The sequence below is a fragment of the Anoxybacillus amylolyticus genome (genome assembly GCF_001634285.1).
Taxonomy (GTDB): Bacteria; Bacillota; Bacilli; order Bacillales; family Anoxybacillaceae; genus Anoxybacteroides; species Anoxybacteroides amylolyticum.
Map to the genome: position 1 here is coordinate 1089471 of NZ_CP015438.1, position 13982 is coordinate 1103452.

General features: G+C 42.7%; 13 protein-coding genes, 1 pseudogene and 1 other annotated feature. Of the genes and pseudogenes, 11 read left to right on the plus strand and 3 right to left on the minus strand.

The features are described 5' to 3' along the window. Positions 1 to 4: 4 nt before the first annotated feature. A complete protein-coding gene (locus tag GFC30_RS05600) occupies positions 5 to 184 on the plus strand; it encodes a YjzC family protein (RefSeq protein WP_066323269.1) in 180 nt (59 codons plus the stop codon). 103 nt (positions 185 to 287) lie between these two features. Then, complete coding sequence (clpB, locus tag GFC30_RS05605) at positions 288 to 2885, plus strand: ATP-dependent chaperone ClpB (protein WP_066323270.1); 2598 nt, start codon at positions 288 to 290, stop codon at positions 2883 to 2885. 19 nt (positions 2886 to 2904) lie between these two features. On the opposite strand, the gene GFC30_RS05610 is transcribed toward clpB, so the two are convergent. Further along, the gene (locus tag GFC30_RS05610; protein ID WP_066327165.1) at positions 2905 to 3093 is read right to left on the minus strand and encodes a DUF2929 family protein; all 189 of its coding nucleotides are present in this window, start codon (positions 3091 to 3093) and stop codon (positions 2905 to 2907) included. 158 nt (positions 3094 to 3251) lie between these two features. On the opposite strand from GFC30_RS05610, the gene GFC30_RS05615 reads away from it, so the two are divergent. After that, positions 3252 to 3983, plus strand: a complete 732-nt coding sequence (locus GFC30_RS05615) for an alpha/beta fold hydrolase (RefSeq protein ID WP_066323271.1) — start codon at positions 3252 to 3254, stop codon at positions 3981 to 3983. A gap of 42 nt (positions 3984 to 4025) precedes the next feature. On the opposite strand, the gene GFC30_RS05620 is transcribed toward GFC30_RS05615, so the two are convergent. Continuing rightward, entirely contained in the window at positions 4026 to 4250 is a 225-nt protein-coding gene (locus GFC30_RS05620) for a hypothetical protein (protein WP_066323272.1), read from the minus strand. 168 nt (positions 4251 to 4418) lie between these two features. On the opposite strand from GFC30_RS05620, the gene GFC30_RS05625 reads away from it, so the two are divergent. The 5 genes from GFC30_RS05625 (at position 4419) to GFC30_RS05645 (ending at position 8569) form a co-directional block, all read left to right on the plus strand. After that, positions 4419 to 5351: a beta-ketoacyl-ACP synthase III gene (locus GFC30_RS05625; RefSeq protein WP_066323273.1), complete on the plus strand. Its 933-nt coding sequence runs from the start codon at positions 4419 to 4421 to the stop codon at positions 5349 to 5351. Between the two features lie 36 nt (positions 5352 to 5387). Continuing rightward, positions 5388 to 6626 carry a beta-ketoacyl-ACP synthase II gene (gene fabF, locus GFC30_RS05630; protein WP_066323274.1) on the plus strand — a complete coding sequence of 413 codons (1239 nt, stop codon included), beginning with the start codon at positions 5388 to 5390 and terminating at the stop codon, positions 6624 to 6626. 86 nt (positions 6627 to 6712) lie between these two features. Then, positions 6713 to 7471, plus strand: coding sequence for a DUF2268 domain-containing putative Zn-dependent protease (locus tag GFC30_RS05635; protein ID WP_066323275.1), 759 nt, complete (start codon positions 6713 to 6715; stop codon positions 7469 to 7471). A gap of 67 nt (positions 7472 to 7538) precedes the next feature. Next, positions 7539 to 7742, plus strand: coding sequence for a YuzI family membrane protein (locus GFC30_RS05640; protein ID WP_066323276.1), 204 nt, complete (start codon positions 7539 to 7541; stop codon positions 7740 to 7742). Positions 7743 to 7828: 86 nt separating this feature from the next. Next, positions 7829 to 8569, plus strand: a complete 741-nt coding sequence (locus GFC30_RS05645; protein ID WP_066323277.1) for a YjbA family protein — start codon at positions 7829 to 7831, stop codon at positions 8567 to 8569. Positions 8570 to 8597: 28 nt separating this feature from the next. Here the strand turns inward: GFC30_RS05645 and trpS are convergent, their stop codons facing one another. Beyond that, positions 8598 to 9587, minus strand: coding sequence for a tryptophan--tRNA ligase (trpS, locus tag GFC30_RS05650; RefSeq protein WP_066323278.1), 990 nt, complete (start codon positions 9585 to 9587; stop codon positions 8598 to 8600). A 49-nt stretch (positions 9588 to 9636) separates the two neighbouring features. Further along, positions 9637 to 9873: a binding site (T-box leader), on the minus strand. Positions 9874 to 10395: 522 nt separating this feature from the next. Between trpS and GFC30_RS05660 the strand changes: the two genes are divergently transcribed. The 3 genes and pseudogenes from GFC30_RS05660 (at position 10396) to GFC30_RS05670 (ending at position 13980) form a co-directional block, all read left to right on the plus strand. Further along, positions 10396 to 12036 carry a peptide ABC transporter substrate-binding protein gene (locus GFC30_RS05660; RefSeq protein WP_066323280.1) on the plus strand — a complete coding sequence of 547 codons (1641 nt, stop codon included), beginning with the start codon at positions 10396 to 10398 and terminating at the stop codon, positions 12034 to 12036. Between the two features lie 87 nt (positions 12037 to 12123). Beyond that, positions 12124 to 13060, plus strand: a pseudogene (locus GFC30_RS05665) (ABC transporter permease). A gap of 2 nt (positions 13061 to 13062) precedes the next feature. Further along, positions 13063 to 13980, plus strand: a complete 918-nt coding sequence (locus tag GFC30_RS05670) for an ABC transporter permease (protein ID WP_066323281.1) — start codon at positions 13063 to 13065, stop codon at positions 13978 to 13980. The last annotated feature ends 2 nt before the right edge of the window (positions 13981 to 13982 follow it).

A 13982-nucleotide genomic window follows, 5' to 3' on the forward strand; every position in this document is an offset into this window, starting at 1 on the left:
CGAGATGGGACAACCACGCCATTTTAAGCCAGGGGATAAAGCACCGAATAACGGAGTGTATATCGAAATTGGCGAAACCGGCGATAATGTGAAACATCCGAAAAAATTAAAGCTGAAAGCCGGGGATACGTTTCCAGAAACGTCTAACCATAATCGCCATTGGACGTATATGCGAAAACCGTAAGACAAAAGCCATCTTCGTTAAGGGGATGGCTTTTGCACTGCTAGAAGAACGTGGTATAATAAAATCAAAGGTCAAAAAAAGTCAAAAAAGGTGGTGAAAAAAAATGGACATGACGAAAATGACAGAGAAAGTGCAAGAGGCACTTCTTTCTGCCCAGACAATTGCTGTTCAACACCATCATCCACAGCTTGAGATAGAACATTTATTGTTTTCGTTGTTACAACAAGAGGACGGGCTTGCAAAACGAGTATTGGAATTGCTTGATGTCGATGTCTATGCTTTTCGTGAAGATGTTCAGGCGTTGCTAAAGAGAAAGCCGGAAGTGACTGGAGCAAATCAAGTGTACATGTCTCCTCGCTTGCAGCAGTTAATCGCAGTCGCTGAACAAGAAGCGAAGCAGCTGCATGACGAATATATATCGGTGGAGCACCTATTATTGGCACTTCTCCATGAAAAAACTCTTTCATCCATCTGGCGAAAATATCACATTAGTCGTTCGGCATTATTAGAAGTATTGCGAGAAATAAGGGGGAATCAACGCGTGACGACACCGACTCCGGAAGCAACATATGAAGTGTTAAAAAAATACGGACGTGATTTAGTTGCGGAAGTAAAAGCGGGAAAAATCGACCCGGTCATTGGCCGCGACAGCGAAATTCGCCGTGTCATTCGCATTTTATCGCGCAAAACGAAAAACAACCCGGTGTTAATTGGAGAGCCAGGGGTTGGGAAAACAGCAATTGTCGAAGGGCTTGCTCAGCGCATCGTTCGCAAGGATGTTCCAGAAGGGTTGAAAGATAAAACGATTTTTGCCCTTGATATGAGTGCATTAATTGCGGGTGCAAAATTCCGCGGTGAATTTGAAGAACGATTAAAAGCCGTATTAAACGAAGTGAAAAAAAGCGAAGGGAAAATTATTTTATTCATTGATGAATTGCATACAATCGTCGGAGCGGGAAAAGCAGAAGGTGCTATTGATGCTGGCAATATGTTAAAACCGATGCTTGCTCGTGGAGAATTGCGCTGCATCGGAGCAACAACGCTCGATGAGTACCGGCAATATATTGAAAAAGACCCAGCATTGGAACGGCGTTTTCAACAAGTGCTTGTCGAAGAACCGACCGTCGAAGATACGATTTCGATTTTGCGTGGGCTAAAAGAGCGCTTTGAAATTCACCATGGGGTAAACATTCATGACCGCGCGCTCGTTGCTGCTGCGACATTATCGGATCGCTACATTTCTGAACGTTTTTTGCCGGATAAGGCGATTGACCTTGTCGATGAAGCGTGTGCGATGATCCGCACGGAAATGGACTCGATGCCGTCTGAACTAGATGAAGTCATGCGCCGCGTGATGCAGCTTGAAATCGAAGAAGCAGCGCTGAAGAAAGAAACGGATGAAGCAAGCCAACAACGTTTAGCGGCGCTGACGAAAGAATTGGCAGATTTGCGCGAAAAAGCAAACAGCATGAAAGCGAAATGGCAGCAAGAAAAAGAAGCAATTCAGCAAGTGCATAACGTGCGGGCGGCGCTTGAAAAAGCGAAACGTGAATTGGAAGAAGCAGAAAACGAATATGACTTAAATAAAGCAGCTGAGCTGCGCCATGGACGTATTCCGCAACTCGAAAAACAATTGAAACAACTAGAGCAGGAGATGAATAAGGCTAATGAAGAGGGACGGCTTCTCCGCGAAGAAGTAACGGAAGAAGAAATTGCCGAAGTCGTTTCGCGGTGGACAGGCATCCCACTAACAAAGCTAGTGGAAGGGGAACGGGAAAAGCTATTGCGGTTGCACGATTTGCTGCATGAGCGCGTTATCGGGCAAGAGGAAGCAGTTGAACTCGTAGCAGATGCTGTGCTGCGTGCGCGTGCCGGCATTAAAGACCCGAACCGCCCGATCGGTTCCTTTATCTTTTTAGGACCGACCGGTGTCGGAAAAACAGAACTAGCGAAGGCGCTAGCACAAGCGTTGTTCGATAGCGAAGAGCAACTGATTCGCATCGACATGTCGGAATATATGGAAAAACACGCAGTTTCTCGCTTAATTGGCGCCCCTCCTGGTTATGTTGGGTATGAAGAAGGAGGACAATTAACAGAAGCGGTACGTCGAAAACCGTACTCGGTTATTTTGCTCGACGAAATCGAAAAAGCCCACTCAGAAGTGTTCAATATTTTATTGCAAGTGCTTGATGACGGCCGAATTACTGACTCGCAAGGGCGGATGGTCGATTTTAAAAACACGGTCATTATTATGACGTCTAATATCGGTTCACATCTGCTATTGGAAGGTGTAAAAGAAGACGGAAACATGCAGGAAGAAACGCGCGAACAAGTGTTACAGCAGCTTCGCCTTCATTTCCGACCAGAATTTTTAAACCGTGTGGACGATATCGTCTTGTTTAAACCGCTCACGATGAGTGAAGTGAAAGGAATTGTCGAGAAATTTGTGAAAGAACTAAGTGCACGCCTTGCCGACAGGCATATTTCGCTAACGTTATCGGAGCAGGCAAAACAATATATTGCCACTGCTGGCTTTGACCATGTATATGGAGCACGTCCGTTAAAGCGATTTATTCAAAAACAAATCGAAACACCGCTTGCGAAAGCAATTATCGCCGGACAGATCAAAGACTACAGCGCTGTTTTCATTGATTACGAAAATGGAAAAATTACCGTTAGAAGCAGGGAAAGGCTATCCTAAACGGACAGCCTTTCCTGTTTTAATGATGATGGCGATGTACAGGTTCGTTCGGCAATACGTTAGCGACGATAATGACAAAAACGGTCATCGCTACCCCTAGCAATGCACCTGTTGAAAATTGGTAAGAAATTCCTTGCATAGAACCGATAACGTACGTCGCCATTTGCGCTAGTAAAAACGTCCAAAAAAACGTCCAGAAAAATTTCATGCTATTCACCTCATTTCTCCTCTTCTCCCCATATGTTATCACAATTTGTCCAAATCGAAAATGTTCTTCTTTTTAGGCATTTACCCGCGCCATTTTTTCATGTTTACATATCTTTTACTGTATTATTATGTTCTTAAAGAAAGTAAGGGTGAAATCAAATGACAGTTCGGCAACGTTTTTTTCAACTAGACGACCAATGGTGCATTCTTCATTTGCCGGAACGGCCGAACGGCTTTGCTATTTTATTACTTGGCGATGTGAATCACTACGTGACAGATAGTACGAGCTTCTGGTTAGAGCATCACGGAAGAAGAAAGTTGCTTGAGGAGTTGCTTACTTATGGATACACCGTTTTTTCTTCGCATTTATATGGTCGGCATTGGGGGAGCAAAAAAGCGGTTCGACTTACGAAACAACTCATCTACTATGTATTGAAAAGTGAAATATTAAACAATCGTGTATATGTATTAGCAGAAGGAATCGGTGCGCTCGTTGCGTTACAACTGCTTGCCGATATACCAACGAAAATTCGAGCAGTTGTGTTGCTTAATCCATGTTTAGATGTGAGGGCTCAACTTGCATATGAGAAAGAAAATAAATTTTTTTATAAACGCATGGTAAAAGAGATTGCGATAGCGTATGAAATCCCAGAAACAGAAGTAGAGAACGTCCTTCCTTTCCCCACGCTAACACCGCGGCAAGTACCGATGAAAATATGGCAGCTGTCAGGAGTTACCCCGTATCCTTCCGCGCTCCATAGCCGAAGATATGAAGAACAAGCAAGAAAACAAGACATTCCTGCTGACGTTGTCTATCATTTGCCAGAAAAACGGTATTGCTTTGCAGCGTCTATTCACCAATTTTATGAACAACATAATGCATTGCCATAACCTCCTCCTCTATCGTTTGTCTTTCCGATAGAGGAGGCTTCGCTATTTTTTTAACGAGTCAATGAAAGAAGAAATCGTGCGAACGAACGGCTTTAGTTGATAAAACGAGGAGACAATCGTATCGATGTCTTGCATTAGCTGAAGTAAATCGAGTGGTTGCGATGAAGAAGAAAGTTGTTTAGTACGCTCCTGTAGCGGAAAACTGCCAAACATTAAGCGGGAAAACCGATCGATTGGTTGTTCGTGTATGTGTTTGTCATCTTCCAAATTGCTCTCCCCTCCTTTCTCCTTATCAATAGTGTATGTGTATGAGACAAATATGGATTAGACGGACGCGGGATAGAGTAGATTTATATTGCACATTTATAAAAACTCCATTAAAATTAGTACCAAGTAATAGTAATTGGTTATATAAACCTAAAGGAGATGTTTAGTATGGGTGCAGGCATTATCGGAGTCGGTCGCTATTTACCGGATCGGGTCGTGACGAACGCGGATTTAGAAAAAATGATGGATACATCAGACGAATGGATTCGGACACGTACTGGAATTGAAGAACGAAGAATTGCTCCAGATGATATGGATACATCGGATATGGCATATTTTGCTGCACGTAATGCGTTAGAAGATGCAAATATTACTGCTGCAGACATCGACTTGATTTTAGTGGCAACTGTCACCCCAGACCGCCCATTCCCATCGGTTGCTTGTATGCTGCAAGAGCGGCTTGGCGCGACAAAAGCGGCAGCGCTTGATATTAGCGCAGCTTGTGCAGGATTTATTTATGGCATGGTAACAGCAAAACAATTTATTGACACTTGCGCTTACCGGTATATATTAGTAGTAGGTGTTGAAAAACTGTCAAAAATCGTTAACTGGAGCGACCGCAATACAGCAGTGCTATTTGGTGACGGGGCAGGGGCGGTCGTCATGGGACCTGTTTCGGAAGGGAGAGGCATTTTGTCGTTCGAATTAGGAGCAGATGGAACAGGAGGAAAACACTTATATCATGAAGAATATGTCGTTATGAACGGTAGAGAAGTGTTTAAGTTTGCCGTTCGGCAAATGGGTGAGTCGTGCATTCACGTGCTAGAAAAAGCAGGCTTATCGAAACAAGATGTTGACTTCTTAATTCCGCACCAAGCCAATATACGAATTGTCGAAGCAGCAAGACAGCGACTAGAACTACCGGAGGATAAAATGTCAACAACCGTTAAAAAGTATGGCAATACTTCTGCGGCGTCCATTCCTATTTCGATCGTGGAAGAATTAGAAGCAGGAAAAATTAAGGATGACGATCTTATTATTATGGTTGGCTTTGGTGGCGGCTTAACATGGGGCGCTATCGCATTAAGATGGGGCCGTTGACAACAGTCATTATAAAAAGGAAAGAGAGGCAAGCACATGAAAAAACGAAGAGTCGTAGTGACAGGTCTTGGAGCTGTTACTCCCCTTGGAAATGATGTCGAAACAACTTGGAAAAATATTGTTGCCGGACAAAATGGTGTTGGACCGTTGACACGTGTCAATCCAGATGATTTTCCGGCAAAAGTAGCAGCGGAATTAAAAGATTTTCATCCAGAGCAGTTCATGGATAAGCGAGAAGCGCGGAAAATGGATCGCTTCACTCAATATGCGGTTGCAGCATCGCTGATGGCGGTGAAAGATGCTAATTTAACGATTACGGAAGAAAATGCTCCGAAAGTTGGAGTATGGATCGGTTCAGGCATCGGGGGAATGGAAACGTTCGAGCAACAGTTTGAAATTTTCCAACAGCGCGGGTATCGGCGCGTAAGCCCGTTTTTTGTGCCGATGATGATTCCAGATATGGCCGCAGGACAAGTGTCGATTGTATTAGGAGCGAAAGGAATTAACTCTTGTACGGTCACCGCATGTGCGACAGGGGCCAATTCGATTGGCGATGCGTTCAAGGTCATTGAGCGTGGCGATGCGGATGTCATGATTACCGGTGGAACAGAAGCACCGATTACAAGAATGGCGTTAGCAGGATTTTGTGCTAATACAGCATTATCGACCAACCCAGACCCGAACACAGCGAGCCGTCCATTTGATAAAAACCGCGACGGCTTTGTGATGGGAGAAGGCGCTGGTATTCTTGTATTGGAAGAACTAGAGCATGCGTTAAAGCGAGGAGCACGCATTTACGCGGAGATCGTTGGCTATGGTGCAACAGGGGATGCGTACCATATTACAGCGCCTGCTCCAGGCGGTGAAGGTGGCGTGCGGGCGATGCGTCAAGCATTGGCGGATGCAGGCATGAAGCCAGAAGACATCGATTACATTAACGCTCACGGAACAAGTACAGATTATAATGATAAATACGAAACGATGGCGATTAAAGAAGTGTTTGGCGACTACGCTTATAAGTTAGCGGTAAGCTCCACAAAATCGATGACGGGACATTTGCTTGGAGCAGCAGGAGCTATCGAAGCAATTTTCTCGATTTTATCGATTGTTGACGGCATTATTCCTCCGACCATTCACTATGAAACGCCAGATCCAGAGTGCGATCTCGATTATGTGCCAAATGTCGCGCGCAAGCAAGAAGTGCGCGCTGCATTAAGCAACTCGCTCGGATTCGGCGGCCATAACGCTACGCTCATTTTCAAAAAATATGAGTAACCAAAACGGGCGATCTCGGAAAGAGGTCGCCTTTTTTCACCTCTTTTTCTTTCTTCACATACAATGTTGGGAAAGGAGGGAACGGCATGCCGATTGTTCGGACAGATGAATGGATAGAAGAGCATCCGTTGAAACGATGCGAGCGGCTTATTCCGTATTTCGAACAAGCGACTGCCCGGGGAATTTATCTCCATCTCACGCATCACGGAATGTCCTCGGAAAAAGGAAACGAAACAGTAACGTTAATGAAGCAGAAAAAAATATGGGAACGAGTAGAAACATTATATGAACAGTTGCGCAAACGTTGGAACGGACCGGATATCCCCATTTTTATTTTTCCTTCCAACGCTCACCATCAGGCGTTTGCCCATGATTTTAACAGCAAAGGCGGGCTTGCTTACCACGATAAACTTTTTTTATTTTTATTGCCGCATCATGAAACAAAAGAAATTGCCGCTGTCTTAACCCACGAATATAGCCACGTTTGTCGGTTAAATAAGCAACCAAAAAAAACATATACACTGCTTGACGGCATTATTTTAGAAGGACTTGCCGAGCAGGCGGTTGGAAGATTTGTCGGCAAAGCATATGAAGCAAAATGGACGACGTATTATTCGGGAGAAGAGGTGCAAAAGTTTTGGAAAAAATATATTTCCCCTCATCAATCCGTAGCCTCCTCCCATCCTTTACATGATCGTCTCCTTTACGGGCGCGGATGGTACCCACGAATGCTTGGGTATGCAGTCGGTTATCGTATCGTTCAACAAGCGTTGGAAAAAGAAAGTTTCTTATCATTAATCGAACTGCCATCAGAACGCATCGTTCAATTAACAAGCTTCGAATAAAACGTCGTCATCACCGTCCATTTTTGCACATATATGTAGAAGTAGGACAAGGTGATGGAGGAAAACGATGCGAATTTTTATCTATTTGGTCGGTTTTGGGCTGTCGGTCATTGGTGGAGTCACCACGATTGCTTACTTAAACCTTCTTACAATGGAACGAGGGTGGCTTGGCTATTTTCGGTTCATTAGCACACGAATTGAATGTTATTTTTTTCCTATCGGCATCCTTCTTATGTGGTTAAGCCTTTCTTTCTCCTCTCAAGAAGAATGATGGATAAAAAAGGGTGTCATGGAATAAAATATGCTCCCTCTGCCTATACTGATGGACAAATAGTTTTTGAAGTGAGGGGTATCGTTATGTTATATCTTCATGATATTTGGGTGAATTGGTTTGAAGGGGAAGAAAATGGATATAACGTCTGTCACTTTCATGAATGGCGAAAAGACGATCAAGTCGAATTACTTGATCAAGTCCCGTTGTTAAAAGTATCTTCCGCATTATTTCATTACATTGAAAATAGTTTATCGGAAATTCCACAATCGCTTCTTGACAGTGTGTATCAAAAAGCATATATCCGTAAAAACCACGAGCGTATTCCGCTAGACTACGGATTTGTTGTGACCGATGGAAAAGGGATTTTAGCGGTAGATACGCTCGGGTATAACATCCCGATTCGCAAAAGCCGACTAATTCCAAGACAAGAGCAACTCGTTTATGAAATGGCTGCGGGACAACAAGAAGAAACGTACCCGCTTCCACCGTATGAAAAAGAATACCATATTTTATCGCCTGCACCGGAACTCATGAGCGGGTTAACACGCAAAGAGCGTCAATTAAAGCAGCTATTATTTATGGCGTTAGATCAGCTTTATTCGACGAAAAATGTCGCAGAAGTGCGCTATTGGTATACGGAATGGGCGCCTCATAAATATCCATTAATTCAACAAATGTCGTTTGACGAAGCGTGGTGTCAATTATACGAGGAAACGAAGCACGGTTGGTCGGAAAAGCACGTGCAATTATGCGAGAAGCTCGTCAAAGGACAACCATTTTTCGAAAAATTATGGGAAATAGAACAAGAACCGCACGTAAAGTAAAAAGATGCCCCTGTGATGGGACATCTTTTTATTTTCGTTTGCGACCGAGACCGATGGCATCTTCCATTTTCTTTAACATCGCATTCGCGACGCGGTTCGCTTTTTCTGCTCCTTCATCGAGCACTTGATCGAGCGTAGCGCTTTCCATTAAGTGATAATATTTTTCTTGAATTGGGGTGAGCGTGTCAATGATGACTTGGGCAAGGTCTGCTTTAAATTGTCCGTAGCCTTTGCCGGCGTATTCTTTCTCCAATTGCTCCATCGACTTATTCGCTAAAATCGAATAAATGTTTAACAAATTAGTAACGCCCGGTTTATTTTCTTTGTCATAGCGAATCGTACCTTCGGAATCGGTGACGGCGCTTTTCACTTTCTTTTCGATCGTTTTTGCATCATCTAGCAATGTAATAAACGATTTTGGGTTCGGATCGGATTTGCTCATTTTTTTTGTCGGATCGGAGAGCGACATGATGCGAGCACCGATTTTCGGAATGCGCGCTTCTGGAATGGTAAAAATATCGCCATATCGCTTATTAAAGCGTTCTGCCAAATCGCGCGTTAATTCGATATGTTGCTTTTGGTCTTCACCAACTGGGACGATGTCGGTATTGTATAGCAAAATATCGGCAGCCATGAGCGGCGGATACGTCAACAGCCCAGCACTGACCGCTTCCTTTCCTTCCGATTTATCTTTAAATTGCGTCATGCGCTCAAGCTCCCCGATGTAAGCGAGGCACTGAAAAATCCATCCCGCTTGTGCGTGTGCTGGCACTTCCGATTGAATGAACAACGTCGCTTTCGCTGGATCGATGCCGACCGCTAAATAAAGCGCTGCTAAACGGCGAATGTTTTGGCGCAGTTCTTGAGGATCTTGCGGCACGGTAATGGCGTGTTGATCAACGATGCAAAAATAGCAGTTGTATTCGTGCTGTAATTCGACGAATTGACGCATTGCACCAATATAGTTACCGAGTGTAATCACTCCACTTGGTTGAATGCCGGACAAAATTGTTTTCATGAAACCACTCCTTTGTCATAAAATAATAAAGGCTCTATCTTCCCATGATGTTAGGGACGATAGAACCGTGTTGCCACCCTAGTTATTGCGCGGTACGCGCGCAATCACTCCGTTCCATCTGACACAAGCAGATGGTACCTTTGTAACGTAAGGCAAACGTCCAAGCCTACTTTGCTTCAGCCGGATGCTCAAAAGCCCATTCCATATTGCTAGCCGCTTGTTCCCACCACCCACAAGCTCTCTGGAGGCAATCGCAACATGTACTATTCTTTCTCATCGCATCGTTTTTTGTTTCCATTTTAAAACAATCTTCTCGTTTATGCAAGGAAGAGAAATTTCGAATGACAAAGTGTTTTTTAATAATTTCCTTCCCTAAATATCTTATTTCAAAAATTATTTTTAAAAAATTAATTTTTGTGAGATGCATTACTAAATATAAGAAGGAACCGCACATTTATCATTTTTTAACTTAAAGTAAAAACAGAGGATGTAAGCGCTTTATTTTGATAAATGTAAAATTTTATCATTTACATTTATCGAAAAACGCTATAAAATGCTAACTAGCTGCAAAAACAAAGTTAACCAAACAATTTTAATCAAAATAAAATTCAGAAAAAATAAAAATGTGACAAAAAATCTTTTCAAATATATTAATAACGTTTATAATAAAACACAGGTAAAATATTCTGATAAATCAGACGAGAAAACCATACATAATTTATTGGTAACGTATTCATATTATGAACAAAAGTTCCGCGCTTTGACGCTGGGCTTTTGCATATAAAAAATTTTTTAGGGGGGAAATCCATTGAAGAAAAGACTATCACTTTTGTTCAGCCTTATGTTAGTGCTGAGCGTCTTTCTTGCTGCATGCGGCGGATTTAACAAAAAAGAATCTGCTGGTGAAAAAACAGGCGGCGAGAAAAAAGCCAATGTTCCGCAAGAATTGCGCGTGAACATCAACACAGAGCCGTTCTCTTTACATCCAGGTTTAGCGAACGACTCGACTTCTGGTACTGTATTGCGCCAAACATTTGAAGGGTTGACAGTCATTAAAGACGGTAAACCAGAATTGGCAGCAGCAGAAGAATACAAAGTTTCTGACGACTTAAAAACGTACACGTTCAAATTGCGTGATGCAAAATGGACGAACGGTGACCCTGTCACTGCGCAAGACTTTGAGTATGCGTGGAAATGGGCGCTTGATCCGAAAAACCAATCGCAATACGCTTATCAACTTTACTACATCAAAAACGGTCAAGCATTTAACGAAGGAAAAGCAAAAGCAGAAGACGTTGGCGTCAAAGCGCTTGATGACAAAACATTGCAAGTTACACTTGAAAACCCAACACCTTATTTCTTAGAGTTAACAGCGTTCTATACGTACTATCCAGTGAATAGCAAAATCGCACAAAAAAATCCAAACTGGTACAAAAACGCTGGTCCTGACTACACATCGAACGGACCATTCAAAATGGTGACATGGGAGCATAACAATAAAATCGTTCTTGAAAAGAACGAAACATATTGGGATGCGAAAAACGTGAAACTTACAAAAATCACTATGTCAATGGTTAACGATCCGAACACTGAGCTTTCGATGTTCAACAACGGTGAGTTAGACTGGGCAGGTTCGCCAACAGGAACGTTGCCAACGGATGCGCTTCCGCAATTAAAACAAGAAGGTAAGCTTCATGTGCAACCGATTGCGGGTACGTATTGGTTAAAATTTAACACAGAAAAAGCACCGTTCAACAACGTAAATATTCGTAAGGCGCTCACGTACGCAATTGATCGAAAAGCAATTGTTGAAAACATTACAAAAGGGGAACAGGTGCCAGCAATGGCAGCGGTGCCACCAACAATGTTCCCAGAAAACAAAGAAGGTTACTTCAAAGATAACGATGTGGAAAAAGCAAAAGAATATTTGAAAAAAGGCTTAGAAGAGCTTGGCTTAAAAGATGTGAAACAATTACCGCCAATCACATATTCGTTTAACACATCTGAAGCACATGCGAAAATCGCTCAAGCGATCCAAGACATGTGGAAGAAAAATTTAGGCATTGAAGTAAAACTTGAAAACGCTGAATGGAACGTTTATATTGACAAATTGCATTCTGGCGATTATCAAGTTGGCCGGATGGGTTGGTTAGGTGACTTTAACGATCCAATCAACTTCTTGGAATTGTTCCGTGACAAAAAAGGCGGCAACAACGATACAAACTGGGAAAATCCGAAATACAAACAATTGTTGATTGACTCGCAAAAAGAAAAAGATCCGGAAAAACGGAAGCAAATGTTAAAAGATGCAGAAGCAATCTTAATGGATGAGCTTCCAGTTGCACCAATTTACTTCTATACAAACACTTGGGTGCAAAAAGACAACTTAAAAGGTGTCGAAGTATCTGGTCTTGGCGACGTCCAATTCAGATGGGCATATTTTGAATAAGAAGGTGGATGAAGGTATATGGGGATTTTCCCATATACCTTCATTTCGCGATATCGAGTATTTGCAAAAAAATGGAGGTGTTTCAATATGTTGCGGTATATATCAAGACGGTTATTATCGATTTTGCTATCGCTTTTTTTAATTATTACCGCTACGTTCTTTTTAATGAGAGCCGCACCCGGGGGACCATTTTCAGGCGAGAAAAAATTACCTCCGGAAATTGAAAAAAACTTAAATGAATACTATGGACTTGATCGCCCTTGGTATAATCAATATTTTGATTATTTAGCCTCAATTGCAAAGTGGGACTTTGGTCCGTCATTTAAATATAAAGGTCAAACAGTTAACGATTTAATTAATGAAGGCTTTCCAGTTTCCTTTTTCCTTGGAATGGAATCGTTATTGTTAGCGGTTAGCCTCGGTATTTTATTAGGGGTTATTGCTGCCTTAAATCATAACAAGTGGCAAGACTATGGGGCTATGATTTTTGCCGTTCTCGGCATATCTGTCCCAAGCTTTATTAATGGCATCCCTTTTACAATATGTGTTAGCGATTAAGTTAGGATTGTTCCCTGTCGCTCGTTGGGAATCGCTTCAGCATACCGTATTGCCAGCATTGGCGCTTGCCGCGACTCCGATGGCATTCATTGCCCGCCTTACTCGCTCAAGCATGCTTGAAGTATTAAGCAATGACTATATCCGTACTGCGAAAGCAAAAGGGCTTTCGAAAGGACAAATTACGGTGAAACACGCCATTCGTAACGCCCTGTTGCCAGTCGTCACCTATTTAGGACCATTATCAGCAGCAGTGTTGACAGGAAGCTTCGTTATCGAAAAAATCTTCGGTATTCCAGGGCTTGGTAGCCAGTTTGTATTGAGTATCTCGAACCGTGACTATACAACGATTATGGGAGTTACTGTCTTTTACAGCATTTTGCTCCTGTTCTCTGTTCTACTAGTGGATATTGCTTATGGTTTAATTGATCCACGTATTAAATTAGCCGGTGGGAAGAAAGGAGAGTAGTCATGCAGCAAATTTCAAAAGAAATGTTTCAACCTGCATCGGTTGATTTAAGTGAGGCGGAAAAAATTTCGAAGCCGAGTTTGTCCTTTTGGAAAGACGTTTCGATTCGTTTTCGCAAAAATAAATTAGCAATGTTTGGTCTAGTATTATTAGCTTTGTTATTATTTATGGCGATTTTCGGTCCGCATATGACGAAATACGATTACTCGACAAATGACTTAATGAATACAAACAAACCACCTTCAGCAGAACATTGGTTTGGAACGGACGACCTTGGTCGTGACATTTTCACTCGCACATGGTATGGGGCGCGCATTTCGTTATTTATCGGGCTAGCGGCAGCGTTAATCGATTTATTCATCGGTGTCCTTTGGGGAGGAATTGCTGGATTCCGCGGTGGAAGAACAGACGACGTGATGATGCGGATTGCTGATATTTTATGGGCGGTTCCTTATTTGCTGTTAGTTATTTTATTAATGGTCGTGTTAGGGCAAGGGTTAGGTACGATGATTTTAGCGATGACGATTACCGGTTGGATTAACATGGCGCGGATTGTACGCGGACAAGTGCTGCAGTTGAAAAGCCAAGAGTACGTGTTAGCAGCGCAAACGTTAGGGGCAAACACGTCAAGAATTATGTTTAAACATTTAATTCCGAACGCAATGGGACCAATTCTTGTCACATTGACATTATCGATTCCATCCGCTATTTTTACGGAAGCATTTTTAAGCTACTTAGGTCTTGGGGTACCACAACCTTTAGCGAGCTGGGGAACGATGGCTTCTGAAGGGGTACAAGCGTTGCAATATTATCCATGGCGTCTATTCTTCCCGGCTACGTTCATTTGCTTAACGATTTTTGCGTTTAACGTTGTCGGTGACGGGTTGCGTGATGCATTAGATCCGAGATTGCGTAAGTAAGG